The following is a 16,404-nucleotide window of genomic DNA, read 5'->3' on the forward strand; positions in this document are numbered from 1 at the left end:
GTGGGGCTACTTCAGTACGAGCGAGGTCCACGACTTGACCCACTGGTCACGGTTGCCGGCGATCTTGGCGGGGTCGAGGGTCTCGGGGTCCTTGGCCTGCGGGCCGTACTGCTTGAACTCCTGGGGCACCTCGGCGGCCTCCCGCACGGGGTAGACGAACATGTTCAGCGGCATGTCGTCCTGGAACTGCTTGGTGAGCATGAAGTCGAGGAGCGCCTTGCCGCCCTTGCCGTTTCCGGCGTTGCTCAGCAGGCCCGCGTACTCGACCTGCCGGAAACAGGTCCCCTCGGCGACCCCGGTCGGCGCGGTCGTCGGCTTCGGGTCGGCGTAGATGACCTCGGCGGGCGGCGAGGAGGCGTACGAGACGACGAGCGGCCGGTCGGCCTTGGCCTTCTTGCCGCCGGCGGACCCCGAGAACTCCTCGTTGTAGGCCTGCTCCCAGCCGTCGACGACCTTCACGCCGTTGGCCTTGAGCTTCGTCCAGTAGCCCTCCCACCCGCTGTCGCCGTACTTCGCGGCGGTCCCGAGGAGGAATCCCAGCCCGGGCGAGGAGGTGGAGGCGTTCTCGGTGACGAGGAGGTTCTTGTAGGCGGGCTTGATCAGGTCGTCGAACGAGCTCGGCGGGTCCAGCTTGTGCTCGGTGAAGTACGCCTTGTCGTAGTTGACGCAGATGTCGCCGGTGTCGATCGGCGTGACCCTGTGCCTGTCCTCGTCGACCCGGTACTCGGGCAGGATCAGGTCGGATCCCTTCGCCTCGTACGACTGGAACAGCCCGTTGTCCAGCGCCCTCGACAGCAGGGTGTTGTCGACGCCGAAGAAGACGTCGCCCTGCGGGTTGTCCTTGGTCAGGATCGCCTTGTTGACGGCCTGCCCGGCGTCGCCGTCCTCGAGGACCTTGACCTTGTACCCGGACTCCTTCTCGAACGCGGCGAGCACGCTCTTGGAGACGGCCCACGAGTTGTGGCTGACGAGGGTGACGGTCTTGGAGTCGCCGTCGCCGCTGTCACTGTCGGACGACCCACACCCGGACAGCGCCGGGAGCGCGACGAGACCGAACCCGACGGCGAAGACCGTGGCCTTCTGGGTGATGCTCACTGGATTCCTCCTGGGTTGACCAGGAAGAGACGCGGCCCTGCCCGGAGCCTCTGAAAGGCTCCGGGCAGGGCGCAACAGCTTGAGTAACGACCGATCTCCCTACCCAGAATGACCTGGGCCAGGTTCGGAGGGTCTGCGGCCCGATTGCCGCACTCTCAGCGCTGTGGCGCTCCCCTGTCGGAATATGAAGATGTACGTACGGGCTCAGGTTACCGCTCGCCCGCCGCCAGCTGACCGCAGGCCCCGTCGATCTCCTGCCCCCGGGTGTCCCGAACGGTGACGGGCACCCCGTGCGCGGCGATGGCCTCGACGAAGGCCTTCTCGTCCTCCGGCCGGGAGGCGGTCCACTTGGACCCGGGAGTCGGGTTCAGCGGAATGAGATTCACATGCACGGGCTTGCCCCTGAGCAGCCGCCCGAGCCGGTCACCACGCCAGGCCTGGTCGTTGATGTCCCGGATGAGCGCGTACTCGATGGAGAGCCGGCGCCCCGACTTCTCGACGTACTCGAAACCGGCGTCGAGCACCTCGCGCACCTTCCACCGCGTGTTCACGGGTACGAGGGTGTCGCGCAGCTCGTCGTCCGGCGCGTGCAGCGAGATCGCGAGCCGGCACTTGAAGCCCTCGTCGGAGAACCGGTGGATGGCCGGCACCAGACCGACGGTCGAGACGGTGATGCCACGCTGCGAGATCCCGAGGCCATCGGGGGCGGGGTCGGTGAGGGCCCGGATGGACTGCACGACCCGCTTGTAGTTGGCGAGCGGCTCACCCATGCCCATGAAGACGATGTTGGAGAGCCGCGCGGGCCCACCGGGCACGTCCCCGTCGCGCAGCGCCCGCATCCCGTCCACGATCTGATGGACGATCTCGGCGGTGGACAGATTCCGGTCGAGCCCGGCCTGTCCGGTCGCGCAGAAAGGACAGTTCATCCCGCACCCGGCCTGCGAGCTGATGCACATGGTCACCCGGTCCGGGTACCGCATCAGCACCGACTCCACGAGCGTCCCGTCGAACAGCCGCCACAGCGTCTTGCGCGTGGTCCCCTGGTCGGTCGACAGATGCCGTACGACGGTCATCAGCTCAGGAAGCAGCGCCTCCTGCAGCTTTCCGCGAGCACCGGCCGGGATATCGGTCCACTGCTCCGGATCGTGCGCGTACCGCGCGAAGTAGTGCTGCGAGAGCTGCTTGGCACGGAACGGCTTCTCACCGATCTCGGCCACGACATCCTTGCGCTCGGCAGGCGTGAGATCGGCAAGGTGCCGCGGCGGCTTCTTGGCTCCGCGGGGGGCGACGAAAGTGAGTTCTCCGGGCTTAGGCATGGCTAGACCAGTGTCGCAGATCGAATCATGTGACCTGCGCTGCGAGCCGTGCGAGGTGGTCGTTGCTGGTCGCTCCTGGTCGTCGTGGGGCACCCTCGGACGGCCCACAGACGGCCCGGGTCTCGGCCTACTGTGAGCACATAGGTGCAGGTCGGGGCCGCCTACCTGCGCTCGGCACGCGCCGGGCCGGGAGGCCCACCCCTCAATCCAGAGTGCGACCGGTCACCGCTCGCCAAGTAAATCGAACACATGATTGAATTTGGCCATGCGACCGTTCCCCGACGACCTCGTCCAGGCACAGCAGGAGTGGGCGGCTGTCTACCGTCAGCTCGCCAAAAGACCTGGTGACACCGGGCTTCGGCGTCGCCTCTACCAGCTGTCGACCGCGGTGTTGTTCCACGCGCACTGGCAGGAGCGCGGCGGCCGGACACCCGGGGCCTTGCGGGAGCTGCGGAGCCTCGGGCAGGGAGAAGGGGGCCGGAGGTGACGAGCTGCAACGCGGCCGGCGGTGCGGACCATGTCCGCCCTACCGCCTGACGTCCCTCGCCTCCGAGCGATCCTGCGACACCTGGAGCAGCAGATTGCGGAGAACGAGACCGTAGGCGTGTACCTGCGCCTTCAGCGCGAGGCCGTTGCTGAGGCACTGGCCCATACAGAAGGTCAGGCAGCACAGCAACCACCTTCAGTGCGCGGGCAGCGGCCGGCCGCCCCGACCGGCTTCACGAGCAACGCCCGCGGGCCCAAGGGGACCGGCTTCGCCGTGGAACGACAGCGGAGGGCGATCGGACCAGAGCCCGCCCGCATCCACATCGACGACTGTGGGAACGCCGGCCCCGCGCACCCGGTGACCGCACAGGACGCCCGCGCGGCACTGCTCGACCCCATGGTGGAGGCTTGCCCGTTCTGCCGCCCAGACGCAGAGCTAGGGATCGATGTCGACTGAACCATGCAGGGCGTGGAGCTGAGCGGCTAGACAATCTGCTCCCGCTCCCCTACCGGCGGATTTGCAGTGGAGCGCGCTTAGCGGACTTGACCTGCTTCATACGCTTCCAGCCTCTCCGGGGGACGCGTGAGGGAATGAGGCTGCATGTAAGTCGACCCAACCGACGTGCGCTTGCTAGCGCCCGCCCGCGCCCGGCTCCCGCCTGACGAGTTGTCTAGTCCTAGTACTCCAGCAGGATTTCGCTGTCTGACCTGGTCTTTTCGCCGAGTGGCGGGAGTGTAGCGGTACTTCGACCGTGCAGGGCGGTCTCATGGAGACCGCCCCTCGATCGTGCGACAACGCCGCAGGAAGTGACAGCGGCGGGGCAGCCTCCGAGGGTGATCACCGAGTCTGCCGCCGCGCTGTGGGACCTCGAACTGGACGACCTCTTCCTGACCATCGGGCACCGCTTCGGCCGGGTCGAGCTCCGCCGCCGCATGCGGGATTACGTGCGCGGGCTGCTCGCCCCGGTGGCCCGCAAGAACAGCTGGCAGCTGGCCGAACAGGCCGGCCACTCCACCCCTGACGGCCTGCAGCACCTCCTCGCCGGAGCGAAGTGGGAACCCGACGAGATCCGCGACGACCTCCAGGGATACGTCGCCGGCAAGCTGGGCGAGACCGGCGGCGTCCTGATCATCGACGACACCGGGTTCATCAAGAAGGGCACCATCTCAGCCGGGGTTCAGCGCCAGTACTCCGGAACCGCCGGCCGGACCGAGAACTGCCAGATCGGTGTCTTCGCCGCCTATGCCTCCTCCAAGGGCCGCGCGCTGGTGGACCGCGAGCTCTACCTCCCGAAGTCCTGGACCGAGGACCGGGAACGCTGCCGCACCGCAAAGGTCCCCGACGAGCGGGAGTTCGCCACCAAAGGCCAACTGGCTCGGCACATGGTGCTGCGGGCCCTGGCCTCGCCTCTGCCCATCGCCTGGGTCACCGCAGATTCCGCCTACGGCCAGGACAACCGATTCCGTCGGCTGCTGGAGCAGTCGGGGGTCGGCTACGTGCTGGCCGTCCCCAAGTCCCAGTTCAGCGTGGGCTGTTCACGGATCGAGGGCCTGTTCGCGCAGGCTCCGGAAGAGGCATGGGAGAAAGTCTCCTGCGGCGACGGTGCGAAGGGGCCCCGCGTCTACCACTGGGCCGCGGTGCGGCTGCCAGCCGTCGCCGAGTTCGACTATCAGGGCGAGGTCCCTCACCGGATGCGGTGGGCACTGGCCCGACGCAGCATCAGCAGGCCCGACGAGATCGCTTACTACCTCGCCTACGCGCCCCTTCAGGTCACCGTCCAGGAGCTGGTGAGGGTCGCCGGGGCACGCTGGGCGATCGAGGAGTGCTTCCAGGCCGCGAAGAACGAGTGCGGCCTGGATCAGTACGAGGTCCGCCGCTACGTGGGCTGGTATCGGCACGTCACGCTGGCCATGCTCGCTCACGCTTTCCTGGCTGCTACGGCACACCAGCCCTGGGAAAAGGGGGCGGAACAGGTGAGACACCCGGGGCAATCGGGCTCACAGTGGCGGAGGTTCGGCGACTCCTGGCAGCTTGTCGTCCCCGGCCCTCCCACCTGCGCGGACATCGAGGACGGCGTCACGCGCTGAGCTGGTCGAACTGGCGCCGCCGACGCCAAGCAGTCGCCCGCCGCTGTCACTTCCTGCGGCGTTGTCGCACGATCGAGGGGCGGTCTCCATGAGGCCGCCCTGCACGGTCGAAGTACCGCTACACTCCCGCCACTCGGCGAAAAGACCAGGTCAGACAGCGAAATCCTGCTGGAGTACTAGCCCGGCGGTGCCTCCAAAACGCACCCCACTACCTGGCCGGACAACCTGCCAATCTCCAGCGGACATCGACGAACCACCCTGCATCATGCGGCTGCGGAGCTTAGAAGGAAGACACGTCATCCCTCCAAGGTCGTGTCTCATCCCAAGGTCGACAGCCAGTGAGCGGGGAGTAGCAAGTTGGCAGGCGCGGACGCGCCCCTGGGGGGCAACAGGCCGGTCGGCGCTGCCCCCTGCACCTCTTGAAAAGAAAACACAGCAGTGGGAAACCAGGTTCCCACGAAGGAAACGTCACACCCGTTAAATATGGCTCGCTTAAATGATGCAGAACCGCCATGGAACTGCGCAGCCTTAAAGGAGAGGCTACCGTCACTGAACTGAGCTTCATCGAAGGATACTGTAGTGTTTTTGAATAGCGCTCTGTCGAATTCAACCACCGCCCCTTCAAGCTTGATGCGCTCAAACAGAAGTCCGCCCCCCAAGAACTGCACTTGCCTGAGAGAGCCCACTCTAGAGATGAAGGAGACTAAACCGGCAGTGAAGCGTGCACCCGTAAAATAGGCGGAGCAGTGAGCAAAATCCGTATCACCGAATCGCACCGTGGCACCATTAAAGTGAGCGCCTACAAAGTTGGCCATCTTATCGAAGCGAGCGTAAGCGAAGGAGACTATACCCCCGTCAAAATACGCCCCGGAGAAGGATGTTTTCCATCCCTTGAACTGGACAGAGTCAAAAGAAACTCTACCACTAGCGAACCGCACGCGATCGAAACTCGTTCGCTCACCAGAGAAGACCGACTTGCTGAAATCTCCTCCATCAAAGGTGGCACCGGTGAAATCGAAATCCCTGCCTCGCCAAGAGTGAGGATTTACGGACTCAGGCTGTAAATGGTCACGTATCAGGCGAATGATGGTGTGCCTGACTTCCCGCAACGATAGATATTCGTGATGAGCCGCCTGATCCTCCGGCCCGGGGTCAGGCACATACGGCATCCGCAAGTAGGCGCAGAGCACGTCGATGCAGGTCTGGCGAAGCTCTAGGGCGGGGGCATCGTCAGCAAGGGCGGCCAAGGCGTGCACGCCCCCTAACCGGACCGCAGGCGAAGGATCCCCGAGTTGCGTAACCGCGGTCGTGAACCGTTCGGTATGAAGGCGCGTGGCCTCGCGTTGAGCACTTTCTTCATCGACGCGCTGCTTGCGATAAGCCACGACCAGGGCAACCAGGGCGCCAGCACCAGCGACGACCCCAAATGACAACTTCACCATGTCAAATAGGGTGCTGGCCGTCAGGAGCGTCTCAGTCCTTAACTGACGCACTTCCAGCAAGTCTACGAGGGCCCAAAACACGCCCCCTGCAATGACGACCGCGCCAGCGAACGCCAAGACCAGAGCTCGCCCCATAGGCCATAGACGTGACCTCTGGTCTTGATCTGCCCGCTTGTGAAACCACGATGGACTCCCCACAGGACGTGACTGTAGGCGCGTTCTTTCCTGGGCACACCCACCTTCCGAAGATCACCGAGCGAGTGAGGGTGCCACTTCGGCTAGCAGCAGTCGACTAATGAAGCCTTCACGGCATAGCTGCTCGCATGGTTCAGGGGTTTGGCCTGCGGTTTGCTTGCCTCGGGCGGAATGAAACAGGTGCGGTAGCAGGGTAGCCAACGCCTGAACGGGGCCGCCAGAGCACCACGAGGGGCCTGGTCCGTCAGACCGGGCCCCTCGATTCAGACGATAGACGGCCAGCGGACTGTGACGACTACAGAGTCTTCTTCTGCCTGCCACGAGTGATCAATACCGGGCCCCCACACCACGTAGTCGCCTTGCCTTTCCAACGTGACGCTACCCACGCTGAGGTCAAGCCGGAACTTGCCGCTCACGAGAAGGAGCATGGCAGTCCGCTGATCATCAGCAACCCATTCCGGCCGCTGGTCGCCGGCCGGGTGGATACCCCACTTAACTTCCAGTGCCCCCGTCTGGCGCACCGCACTCTTGCCGGGGTCGATGAAATGTCCCAGAAGCCAGCCGCGGTGCTGGTCTGAATCGGCGTTCGCGTTGCCCGTATACCAGTTATCAGCCACGGCCTAAGACTCCAATTCGATTGAAGGCATCCGAACACGTTGCCCACCTATTTGGGCGAGTCGCCGACACCCTTGAGTGAATGCGAAGAGACCTTCATTACTCCAGCGTGGGTCAAGCGCCAACGATTCCAGCCGCACAGTATCGACACTGGAATAGCGATGCAGGCCGCTCGATTCCCAGTTCGCTCTGACCTGCCCGCCGTACTTGACCCACCACTCTTCGTCATCAATGACGATCAGGTTCGCGAACTCATAATTGCCGCTCACGAGGTTGACACCTACTGCTGTGGATTCCATTCGCCAGGCGCCGCTGTCTTGCCGGTCCATGAGCCAACGCATCGGGGCAGATAGAAGACTGGGGTGCATCGGATCAGCATGAAGTTGATCGCCGACAGTCGAGTCCACATCAGTCCGCCCGAAGAGCTCCTCTTCCATTTCTCGTTCGAGCGTCGCCGAGAAGTGGGCGTCCTCGCCGTAGTCAGCCATCGGCCCGTGGAATGCCTTGGGGATGACCGCCAAACGTCGGTTCGCGTTTAGCACACTGCCAGACCGCTCTTGAATCAAGAGTAGATAGTCAGCGTCATGGCTCCGTCCACCTGGCCGTGCGATCGCAGTTAGGGCGAGCGCTCCGCCTGCGCAAACACGCCCACCGAAGTCCAGAACCGCCGCCACGTCAGGTAGAAGTTCGTCTCGTATCGGCATAGCTGGTGACCGGTTGGACTCTTTAATGGCGATCGACCGCATAAGCTCACCCTCCAAGAGGTTGAGCGTCAGGGCGAATTCAACAAAATCGATGACGCCGACACTACCGGATATTGTTCCGCGCTCAATATCCAAGGAAGTTAGGTTGTAGATCTCAGAATTGACGATCTGACTTCCCTTTTCAATGGATTCCGTCAAGCTTCGCACGGCTTCTTCTGCCACATCGCGACTAAGCTTCTTTTCGTGCCGCAAGTTGGGCAGAAACTGGAAGTTGCCCCGTCCGCTACTCAAAGGCTGTTCCAGGTCAAGCCACGAATCTTGAGTCAGGATCGTTGTCGCAAGCACCTGACCGGCTAGCCGTGCTTTATATGGACGCCACTGGCCGAACCCTGCCTGGTAATAGCGCCGCGCCGCCTCGGCGGCCTGCTCCCGAGACACCTGCGCGAACCGTCGCGCCTGTGCTTCCACAGCGCGCGGGTCCAACGCTGCAAGTTCTTCCGCTACTAGCTCTCGCGCGCTCCTAGGAGCCCAAGTAAAGCTTGATTCGAGCCAGGCCAAGGCGGCTGCGATGTGACGGTCTTCCGCTAAACGCTGTTGCGCCGCCGTCTGGCGAACTGCGGGGACTTGCTCGCTCGCACTTGGGGCGCGGCTCCCGACCAAAAGGGCAAAGCGCCCCTTAACGTCGTCCGCCGCCTGGAAGAGTAGCGTGTCCAAGGCGCGCTGAATCTCCACTGTTGGAACCAGTTGCGGACTAGCACTCCATGCAGCGACAGTCCTGACTGATGTGCCAAGACGACCGGCAAATCCCTCGTTCGTGTCGCGAAACGCCCTCTTCAGAGCACTGGCGTTCTGACCAGTCCACGCCTCAACGACGTCCAATGAGTCCCCCTGCTGTCAGCGGTCTGCACTGCGGCTGCACTCTGACTGCACTATCACTTCATTTTGATTCACCGAGTCGTGCGATTGACTTCTCTCATGAACAAGCAGAAATCCAAACAGTCGAAATCCCGAGACCATCGCACTAACTCGCACCGCTTTCGAGGCGACTAAGGCGTTCTTTCACTTCTTCGAGCTCTGTGCGCAACGATGCGAGCTGCTCAGTCAGACCTTCGCTGTCGTTCGCTCCGACCGAAGCCGCCTCCTCTAGGGGCAGGACGAAGGTCCCCTTGCCGCTCACAGAAACGATCAGTTTTTCCTGCTGTAGCACTTTGACGGCGTCGTGCACCGTAACCTGTGCCGTTTCGTAGTGCTTGGCCAGCGATCGGAGTGAAGGAAAAGTCTTTTGCTCAAATTCGCCAGCCCGAATCCGCTGTCGCAGGTCGCTTGCGATCTGAAGGTGTAGCGGGCTGGGGGCATCTCTACTGATCGGCACCTAGTCACCGTACCAAGGTCACAACCACCGCACTAGGGCGCATCACAAGAAGGGCTTGACGGGGCATCAGTCCACTGTCAGAGTGATGCGCATCAGGGCGCCCTAGGGCGCACTTCTACTGCATGAACGCACAGGGCGGGGACGCTGCAATCCCGCTAAAGGCCAGATGGAACAGGGCTTCGGCCCGTACTGGCGAGGTGGCCCGGCGACCGCGAGCAACGGCCGGAGAGTGGGGACAAGGTCCCCCTTGCAGTGCAAATCCCCTGTTCAGCGGCCTGAAGGAGTCTCAGTGAGCCGACGAAAGCGACGGGCGCGGCCGTGATCGACCGGCACGGCGGCGCCGCTCCATCCCACCGCCCGTGAGCACCTCGCAGTGCTGCGGACGACCGGTCAGCGTCCACCGAACCGCGGCGGCTAGCGCCGCGCCGGTTGCTCGCCCCGCGCGTCCGGGCGCTCTGCGGAGCGGTCCCGTACGGGCGGGGTTGAGAGGAGCCGGAGCCCCGGTGTCCACCACATACGAGGGGGAACTTCCATGCTGCTCGCCATCGGTGACGTCGTCCGCGTCCGCAGTGACAAGGCCCTGGGAACGGTGGCCGGCGTCGCCGCCCACCACTCCGGGAACGTGGTCGACGTACAGCTGAACGGCAACACCCTGCGCCCGGTGCACCCGGCCGACATCGAGCTGGTCGCCCGCGCCACCAAGCCGATGACCACTGGCCGCGCGCTCGCCACGCTGCTGTTCCTGGTGCTCGGCATCGCCGCAGCTGTCGTCAACGGCCACTACGTCCGTGACCTGGGCGCGAGTTGGGCCCTGACGGTCTTCGTGGCGTTCACCTCGGTCACCAGCCTCGCCGGGGGCCTGGTCAACGTCTTCAACCGGCCTCGCCGGGTTCGCGTCTGACCCCGCCGCTACGCCCTGCGAGGCGGTCGCCTCTCGCCAAGGACCGCGACCGCCTCGCCTTCATGTCCTTCGACAACAGGAGAAGATCCGTGAATCAGCGCGACCTCGACGACATCGCCCGCCGCATCGCATCTGCCGCGGCCCAGTACGCCCCCTCTCACCGGCCGACCGCCGCTCAGGTGGCCGATGCCGCTTCGGTTCTGCGGGACATGCTCAAGGCGGTTGAGATCCACGGCGTGACGTTCGCGCACCTTGACAGCGTCGCCGACTTCCCGCGGCTGGCCATTCAGCTCGTGCAGGCCCGCGACGAGAGTCGGTGACCGCCGTGACCGCTGAAGTCTTCGCCGCCGTGTTCGTCGCCCTATACGTCGCCCACAGCGTGGGCGATCACTGGGTGCAGACCTCGCACCAGTCCGCGCATAAGGGCCGCCCCGGTTGGGTCGGCCGTCTCGCCGACGCCCGGCACGTCGCCACCCTCACCGCCACCAAGCTCGCCGTCCTGCTGCCGCTCGTCTGGCTGCTGGACCTGCACGTGTCCGTGCTCGGCATCGTCGCCGGTCTCGGCACCGACGCGGTCACGCACTGGTGGGCCGACCGGCGCACCACGCTCGCCCGGCTTGCCGAGGCGCTCGGGTTGGGCGGGTTCTACCGACTCGGCACCCCGCGCGCCGGACACGACGACAACCCGCACATCGGCACCGGCGCCTACGCCCTTGACCAGTCCTTCCACCACCTGTGGCTGCTCATCGCCGCGCTCATCATCGCCACCGTCTGACTCCCGGTTCTTCGTGGGGCGGTCGCCTCTCGCCAAAGACCGCGACCGCCCCGGTCCCTTCCCCGCATTTCTGACAGGAGAGATCCATCATGCGTTCCACCATGCGCACCTTCGTCGCGGGTCACGAGGCCTACGACGAGACGGAGTTCGCGGAACTGGCGCTCGGCATCGACATCGAGCTGTTCCGTGGCCCGCTTCAGTCCGAGACGGAGTTCGAGCGTGCGGCCCGCGAGGACGCCGCCCGCGACGTCCTGCGAGACCTGCGCGAACAGGCCTGGGACGGCGACGAGATCGCCGCCTGGGACTCCCTGTACGCCGACGCCCTCACCCGCACCGTGCCGTTCCTGCGCGCCGCGAACGGCCACCGGTCGGGAATGGAGGCGGCGGCATGAGTGCCAAGTCCACCAAGACCGTGTTGCCCGCTGTCGCGATGACGGCGGTGTCCATGGTGTTGACCCTGGCCGTGGTCGTGATGTGGCTCGGCACGGCCGTGCCTTGGCTCGTCGCCGTGGTCGTGGGTCTGGGTATCGACGGTGGTTGGCTGGCCACCCTCGCCTATGAGCGCCGTCTGGCCGCGCAGGGCGACCACAACCGCGTGGTCACCGCCGTGGGTTGGTTCTTCGGTCTGATCGCCTCCGGGGTCCTGGTGGCGCATGCGCTGACCGCCCAGACGTCCGCCCATGCGTGGCTGGCCGTGGCCTGGCTGCCGATCGCGGCCAAAGCGCTGTGGCTGGTGCACGGGTTGTGGGAGCGCACCGCGCTGACCCCGATGGCGCTGGACGCGATCCGGGGCATCCAGCAGGAGGCGCGCGACGAAGCGGCCGTGGCCCGTGCTCGGCTCCGGTCGGAGGCCACCAGCGAGGAGACCCGGCTGACCGCTGTGACGTCGGCCGGCGCCCGCGTGGCACGGGTGCAGGCCAAGACTGCCAAGTCCCTTGCCGGGGCGTGGTCGACGCTGGAGGAGGCGCGGCAGGGCGAGGACACGTCCAGGGCACTGACCAGCGTGACGAGCCGCGTCACACCCGGCGTCACACCCTGGGAGCTCCCCGTCTGGGGTCCCGTAGAGCCGGTGACCGTGCTCTCGCTGGAGTCGGCACCCGCGCTCACGGACGCGGCGCTTGACGCGCTGGTCGAGGAGATCCGCACGAGTGAAACTCCCGCTCTGTCCTACCGCGAGATGGCCAAGCGTTTCCGCGCGGCCGGGCACTCGGCATCGGAAGTCCGCCTGCGGGCGGCGTGGAACCGTGTGACGGCGGTGGCCTGATGCCCACCGCATGGGCCAAGTGCTACGACCCCAACGGTGCCCGCTACGGCATACCCACCTATCCGTGGAAGCTCGCCCCGGACGGACTGGCCACCCGCCGGCAGTTACGGGCCAAGGGGCTTCGTCCGGGCGGTCAGGAGGTCGTTGCGCAGGTCATGCGCATCAACCGCCGCGCCGGCGGTCCGCGGGTGGCCTACCTGTACCGCGAGGACCTCGCCAAACCGGTACGGCCGATGACCTCACGCAAGTGGGGCGCGCTCGCGCTCGCGATGCTGGCCCGCCGCACCTGCCCGGTCTGCCAGATCACCTACAGCTACTGCCTTCCGACCTCGCTCGGCTGTTGCGTGCTGTGCGCCTACCCCGACACCACCCAACCCGCCAACTGCGCTCCCCCGAGGAGGAGTTGACCATGGGCAAGCCCAACACCAAGCGCCTGGACAAAGAGATCGAGCACACGCAGCGGAAGATCGAAGCGGTCCACAACGACGAGTGGTGGCCGCTGACCGGCGCCGAACGCCGCCAGGTCATGGGCGCCCTCGCCGGAGGCTCGTACCGGGCGGTGCGCGGCAAGGGCACCGACCGCGCGGAACGGCGGCTGGAGTCGGCCAGGCAGTCGGTGCTGACCCGGCTCACCGCCGAACTGACCGCGTTGCAGAGCGAGCGGCAGCGCATCGTGACCGAGGCCGCCACCGCCAAGGCCGCCAAGAAGTCTTCTGGGGGGTGGCTCTGGTGAAGCCGACCCCTCCGGGTGAGTGCCCGCAGTGCTGGCAGCACGCCTACGACCGGAGCATTCACCGCCGCCTCAAGCCGCGTGAGGACTGCAAGCCGTGCGTGGACCACCTGCGCAACGGCTGCCCCTACCTCGTGCCCAAGCAGAAGGCGGGCCGGCGGTGAGCAGCAACGGCCGGTGCCCCGCCGCGCACCCGCAAGATCCCACGCCCTGTGTCGGGCCGGTCGTGGTGACCGTGCTGGACGCCACCCGCGCGGGGGCCGATGGGTGCGAGCACCACGGCGCCCGTCTGCTGGCCAGTCTCGACACCGGATGGGTCTACGCCCTGCCCGGCGCCCCGCACGGTGCCGCCATCCGCGTGTTCAAGGCCGCTGACGGCATCCGCCCGTTCTGCTGGATCGACGGCCCGCGCACCGCCCCGTCGCAGCTCAGCCGCGCCGAGAACCGCGCCCGCCACAACCGCTGACCCCCCGCCGGGGTGGCCCTTGTCTGCCAGGACCCGGCCACCCCGGCGCTCTCCCTCTCAACTCCCGCCCCGATCGGGGCAGTCAGGAGCAGTTCCAGCATGTCTGAGAACGTCGTTCACCTCTACAAGGACCCCGACCCCGAGGACCACGGCACACCCCCGATCCCGCTGACCGTCGCCGCCGACGCGCCGGACGGGCCGGCCGTTCCCCTGTGGGTGCGCTCCGGTCGGGCGCTGCGGACGTTGGCCACGCACGAGCGCACTACGACCGTCGGCCGTGCGGTCGTCCGGCACAGTCTCTACACGTTCAACGGCGGGCGGATCGTGGCCCGCCGGACCTGGGACAGCCGCACCGGCGCCCGCTACGAACGCATGCTCCGCGCCGCTGAAGCCCAAGGCAACTACGAAGTTGCGGAGGAGTGGGAGGAGCGTCTCCAGCGCTTCCGCGACGCCCGCCACCGCCGCCGCATGGACCTGCTCCACTCGCCCCTGGACGCAGCCAAGGGCGTCGCTGTCGGCACCGGGATGAGCATCGGTGTGCTGGTCGCGCTCGGCATCGTGATGGCCCTGAACACCAAGGATGTCGGCGACGTCATCACCCCGCTGAAAGCCACCATCGAGTTCATCGCCACGCTGATCCGGATCGTTCAGATCATCTGGCCCACCGCGGTCGTCGTCGGCCCCTTGCTGGCCCTGCTGGCGATGTGGACGGTCGGCAGCAAGCAGCAGGCCGCCCCACAGTGGGCCCTGCCCGCCAACATCCGTTCCGGCGAGGGCGAGCCGATCACCCCGTCCATCGTGGTCAAGGCCCTGCGCGACCTCGGGGTGCCCGCACTCAGGAACGCCATCAAGGAGATGGGCGACGCCGGCGCGTCCATGCTCGGACCGATCACCATCGCCGGATGCGGGGTCGAGGTCGACGTCACGCTCCCCTCGGGGGTCTCGACGAACGAGGTGCAGAACCGGCGCCGCAAGCTCGCCGAAAACCTGACCCGGCACGAGCACGAGGTGTTCATCACCATCCCCACCGCTGCCCGCACGGTCCGGCTGTGGGTGGCCGACTCCGGCGCGCTCGATGAGCCGATCGGGCCGTCCCCGCTGGTCACGGACGAGTCGATGACCGCCGACTACGCCAAAGGCCGCGCCCCCTGGGGGCAGGACCTGCGCGGCGATGCCGCCGCCCTGTCGCTGTATCAGCGCCACCTGCTGATCACGGGTCTGTCCAACCAGGGCAAGACCGTCGCCCTGCGCTCTCTCGCCCTGTGGCTGGCGCTCGACAGGTCGGTGCAGTTCCTGATCGGTGACCTCAAGGGCATCGGTGACTGGGGCATGTTCGACGGCCTCGCCGACGTCCTGATCCAGGGCCCGACCGATGAGCACGTGATCGAGGTGACCGAGATGGTGGAGAGCGCGGTCGACGAAATGAACCGCCGCATCCAGGAACCGCCCGGAACACAGTTCCCCGCGCTCATCGTGCTGGTCGACGAGGCGCAGATGGCGTTCATGTGCCCGGCCAAAGATGACGAGAAGCGCCCCTACGGCGGCTCCAAGGCCAACTCCCGGTACTTCATGGCGGTTCGTAAGATCCACAACCAGGGGCGTGCGGTCAACGTGCTGATGTGGCAGGGCACCCAGGACCCCACCAACGAGAACCTGCCCAAGCTGGTCCGCGAAGGGGCACACACCCGTGCCTCGCTCGCGCTGGGCACCGAGTCACAGGCCCGAATGGCGTTGGGAGACAAGGCGGTCGACGGGGGCGCGGCTCCCAACCTGCTTCGCCCGGGGCTCGATCAGGGCACGCTGGTGCTCGCGTCGTCCGGGATCGACATCCCGGCCGGACAGGCGTCCATCACGGTCCGCACCCACTACATCGACGACGACGCGGCCGAAGCCATCACCGAGCGCGCCAAGGCACTCCGCGACGGCGTCACCACTTTGACCGTGATCGAACGCGGCGAGGACCGCGATGCGCTCGCCGACATCGCGCACGTGATCGGCGACGCATCGCGGCTGCTCACCCTCGACATCCTCAAGCGGCTCGCCACGCTCAACGAGGACGCCTACGGCGCCTGGACGTTCGGCGACCTCAAGCGCGTGCTGGAGGACGCAGGCGAGGAGCCCAAGAAGTCCAACGGACGCATGGTCGTCCACCGCGATCACGTCCTGCGCGCCCTCGCCAACCGCGACGCAGACGGTTCCGCTTCCGACGCCGGATAGCAGGGAGACACACCCTCCCGGGTCAGGGATGCGGGGATACACCCCCAACCCCCTCCCTGGCCCGCCTCCCTCGCCCTGACCTGCACAAATGATCAGCCAGGGAGGCAGGGAGGCAGTGCAGGTCAGCCCCCGAAAACCCCCTCCACAGCGCCCCCGCAAGGGGGTGTCCCTACCTCCCTGAACCATGTTCGGAAGGGATTCCGCATGCACCCCGACACCACCCCCCAACCCGCCTCCACGGGCGCCGGACTGAGCGCGGTTCAGGCCGAGACCGAGGCCCGGCGGATCATCGCCGACGCCTACCGGCCCACCGCCTACCGCGACGAGACTCCCGTTCCCGCCCACGGCGATGCCCCGCCCGTCGTCCAGCCGGGCCGGCCCCCGATGAGCCAGGGCGCCACCGACGCGAGCGTCCTCATGCTCGCCGGCGGCACCGCCACCGCCATGGTCGGCGGCACGGCGGCGGTGCTCATGTACGTCTCACAGTTCGCCGACCCGCTCGTATGCGGACTCGTCTTCGGCGCCCCCACCGCGCTCGTGCTCGCCCTCGCCCGGCTCGCCGCGCGAGCCAAGCCGGCGCCGGACGTCCACCACCACTACGAAGGACCCGTCTACCAGGACCGGCGCAACGTCCACACCCGCACGACCGGCGTGTGGGCCAAGACCAACAACCACCAGTGAATTGCGCTGAGAAACAGATGGGGCGGTCGCCTCTCGCCAAAGACCGCGACCGCCCCG

The 16,404-nt window shown here is 66.4% G+C and carries 20 protein-coding genes and 1 riboswitch; of the genes, 14 read left to right on the forward strand and 6 right to left on the reverse strand.

Annotated features, from left to right (window positions below; genetic code table 11):
- Positions 1–6 precede the first annotated feature (6 nt).
- Both TN53_RS30425 and rlmN read right to left on the reverse strand, forming a co-directional pair.
- Positions 7–1,095 carry a thiamine ABC transporter substrate-binding protein gene (locus TN53_RS30425; protein WP_046261936.1) on the reverse strand — a complete coding sequence of 363 codons (1,089 nt, stop codon included), beginning with the start codon at positions 1,093–1,095 and terminating at the stop codon, positions 7–9.
- A gap of 78 nt (positions 1,096–1,173) precedes the next feature.
- A riboswitch (TPP riboswitch) is annotated at positions 1,174–1,281 on the reverse strand.
- 23 nt (positions 1,282–1,304) lie between these two features.
- A complete protein-coding gene (gene rlmN, locus TN53_RS30430) occupies positions 1,305–2,411 on the reverse strand; it encodes a 23S rRNA (adenine(2503)-C(2))-methyltransferase RlmN (RefSeq protein WP_046261937.1) in 1,107 nt (368 codons plus the stop codon).
- A gap of 265 nt (positions 2,412–2,676) precedes the next feature.
- Here rlmN and TN53_RS30435 point away from each other — a divergent pair, with 265 nt between their 5' ends.
- The 3 genes from TN53_RS30435 (at position 2,677) to TN53_RS30445 (ending at position 4,985) form a co-directional block, all read left to right on the forward strand.
- Positions 2,677–2,898: a hypothetical protein gene (locus TN53_RS30435; protein WP_046261938.1), complete on the forward strand. Its 222-nt coding sequence runs from the start codon at positions 2,677–2,679 to the stop codon at positions 2,896–2,898.
- 30 nt (positions 2,899–2,928) lie between these two features.
- On the forward strand, positions 2,929–3,354 hold the full coding sequence (locus TN53_RS48530) for a DUF6233 domain-containing protein (protein WP_046261967.1): 426 nt from the start codon (positions 2,929–2,931) through the stop codon (positions 3,352–3,354).
- A gap of 377 nt (positions 3,355–3,731) precedes the next feature.
- Complete coding sequence (locus TN53_RS30445; RefSeq protein WP_046261939.1) at positions 3,732–4,985, forward strand: IS701 family transposase; 1,254 nt, start codon at positions 3,732–3,734, stop codon at positions 4,983–4,985.
- Between the two features lie 317 nt (positions 4,986–5,302).
- On the opposite strand, the gene TN53_RS45730 is transcribed toward TN53_RS30445, so the two are convergent.
- The 4 genes from TN53_RS45730 to TN53_RS45740 form a co-directional block, all read right to left on the reverse strand.
- Entirely contained in the window at positions 5,303–6,427 is a 1,125-nt protein-coding gene (locus TN53_RS45730; RefSeq protein ID WP_234441729.1) for a pentapeptide repeat-containing protein, read from the reverse strand.
- A gap of 458 nt (positions 6,428–6,885) precedes the next feature.
- Complete coding sequence (locus TN53_RS30450) at positions 6,886–7,239, reverse strand: signal peptidase I (protein WP_046261940.1); 354 nt, start codon at positions 7,237–7,239, stop codon at positions 6,886–6,888.
- A gap of 3 nt (positions 7,240–7,242) precedes the next feature.
- Positions 7,243–8,820 (reverse strand): transcriptional regulator, encoded by a 1,578-nt coding sequence (locus TN53_RS45735; protein ID WP_095046815.1) that lies wholly within the window; start codon positions 8,818–8,820, stop codon positions 7,243–7,245.
- 142 nt (positions 8,821–8,962) lie between these two features.
- Entirely contained in the window at positions 8,963–9,313 is a 351-nt protein-coding gene (locus TN53_RS45740; protein ID WP_095046816.1) for a GntR family transcriptional regulator, read from the reverse strand.
- 532 nt (positions 9,314–9,845) lie between these two features.
- Here TN53_RS45740 and TN53_RS30455 point away from each other — a divergent pair.
- The 11 genes from TN53_RS30455 to TN53_RS30505 all read left to right on the forward strand — a co-directional run bounded on the left by TN53_RS30455 (position 9,846) and on the right by TN53_RS30505 (position 16,347).
- Positions 9,846–10,214, forward strand: coding sequence for a hypothetical protein (locus TN53_RS30455; protein ID WP_046261941.1), 369 nt, complete (start codon positions 9,846–9,848; stop codon positions 10,212–10,214).
- 89 nt (positions 10,215–10,303) lie between these two features.
- Complete coding sequence (locus TN53_RS30460; RefSeq protein WP_046261942.1) at positions 10,304–10,534, forward strand: hypothetical protein; 231 nt, start codon at positions 10,304–10,306, stop codon at positions 10,532–10,534.
- 5 nt (positions 10,535–10,539) lie between these two features.
- Positions 10,540–10,989, forward strand: a complete 450-nt coding sequence (locus TN53_RS30465; protein ID WP_046261968.1) for a DUF3307 domain-containing protein — start codon at positions 10,540–10,542, stop codon at positions 10,987–10,989.
- Positions 10,990–11,090: 101 nt separating this feature from the next.
- Positions 11,091–11,381: a hypothetical protein gene (locus TN53_RS30470; protein WP_046261969.1), complete on the forward strand. Its 291-nt coding sequence runs from the start codon at positions 11,091–11,093 to the stop codon at positions 11,379–11,381.
- Positions 11,378–12,253, forward strand: a complete 876-nt coding sequence (locus tag TN53_RS30475) for a hypothetical protein (RefSeq protein ID WP_046261943.1) — start codon at positions 11,378–11,380, stop codon at positions 12,251–12,253. The genes TN53_RS30470 and TN53_RS30475 overlap by 4 nt, the downstream gene beginning before the upstream one ends.
- Entirely contained in the window at positions 12,253–12,660 is a 408-nt protein-coding gene (locus tag TN53_RS30480) for an RRQRL motif-containing zinc-binding protein (RefSeq protein ID WP_046261944.1), read from the forward strand. The genes TN53_RS30475 and TN53_RS30480 overlap by 1 nt, the downstream gene beginning before the upstream one ends.
- A 2-nt stretch (positions 12,661–12,662) precedes the next feature.
- Entirely contained in the window at positions 12,663–12,986 is a 324-nt protein-coding gene (locus TN53_RS30485) for a hypothetical protein (RefSeq protein ID WP_046261945.1), read from the forward strand.
- Complete coding sequence (locus TN53_RS30490; protein WP_234441730.1) at positions 12,983–13,147, forward strand: pRL2-8; 165 nt, start codon at positions 12,983–12,985, stop codon at positions 13,145–13,147. The genes TN53_RS30485 and TN53_RS30490 overlap by 4 nt, the downstream gene beginning before the upstream one ends.
- The gene (locus tag TN53_RS30495) at positions 13,144–13,449 is read left to right on the forward strand and encodes a hypothetical protein (RefSeq protein ID WP_046261947.1); all 306 of its coding nucleotides are present in this window, start codon (positions 13,144–13,146) and stop codon (positions 13,447–13,449) included. Before TN53_RS30490 ends, TN53_RS30495 begins: the two co-directional genes overlap by 4 nt.
- Positions 13,450–13,548: 99 nt before the next feature.
- Positions 13,549–15,666, forward strand: a complete 2,118-nt coding sequence (locus TN53_RS30500; protein WP_046261948.1) for an FtsK/SpoIIIE domain-containing protein — start codon at positions 13,549–13,551, stop codon at positions 15,664–15,666.
- A 204-nt stretch (positions 15,667–15,870) separates the two neighbouring features.
- Positions 15,871–16,347 carry a hypothetical protein gene (locus TN53_RS30505; RefSeq protein WP_046261949.1) on the forward strand — a complete coding sequence of 159 codons (477 nt, stop codon included), beginning with the start codon at positions 15,871–15,873 and terminating at the stop codon, positions 16,345–16,347.
- Positions 16,348–16,404 lie beyond the last annotated feature (57 nt).

Origin of the sequence: Streptomyces sp. WM6386, assembly GCF_000972385.1 — a bacterium.
Classification (GTDB): domain Bacteria; phylum Actinomycetota; class Actinomycetes; order Streptomycetales; family Streptomycetaceae; genus Streptomyces.

Coding starts and splice junctions, on each gene's coding strand:
- TN53_RS30480 (WP_046261944.1), top strand. CDS start 12,253: ATGCCCACCGCATGGGCCAAGTGCTACGACCCCAACGGTGCCCGCTAC.
- TN53_RS30505 (WP_046261949.1), top strand. CDS start 15,871: ATGCACCCCGACACCACCCCCCAACCCGCCTCCACGGGCGCCGGACTG.
- TN53_RS30470 (WP_046261969.1), top strand. CDS start 11,091: ATGCGCACCTTCGTCGCGGGTCACGAGGCCTACGACGAGACGGAGTTC.
- rlmN (WP_046261937.1), bottom strand. CDS start 2,411: ATGCCTAAGCCCGGAGAACTCACTTTCGTCGCCCCCCGCGGAGCCAAG.
- TN53_RS30485 (WP_046261945.1), top strand. CDS start 12,663: ATGGGCAAGCCCAACACCAAGCGCCTGGACAAAGAGATCGAGCACACG.
- TN53_RS30475 (WP_046261943.1), top strand. CDS start 11,378: ATGAGTGCCAAGTCCACCAAGACCGTGTTGCCCGCTGTCGCGATGACG.
- TN53_RS30435 (WP_046261938.1), top strand. CDS start 2,677: ATGCGACCGTTCCCCGACGACCTCGTCCAGGCACAGCAGGAGTGGGCG.
- TN53_RS48530 (WP_046261967.1), top strand. CDS start 2,929: ATGTCCGCCCTACCGCCTGACGTCCCTCGCCTCCGAGCGATCCTGCGA.
- TN53_RS30500 (WP_046261948.1), top strand. CDS start 13,549: ATGTCTGAGAACGTCGTTCACCTCTACAAGGACCCCGACCCCGAGGAC.
- TN53_RS30455 (WP_046261941.1), top strand. CDS start 9,846: ATGCTGCTCGCCATCGGTGACGTCGTCCGCGTCCGCAGTGACAAGGCC.
- TN53_RS45730 (WP_234441729.1), bottom strand. CDS start 6,427: ATGGTGAAGTTGTCATTTGGGGTCGTCGCTGGTGCTGGCGCCCTGGTT.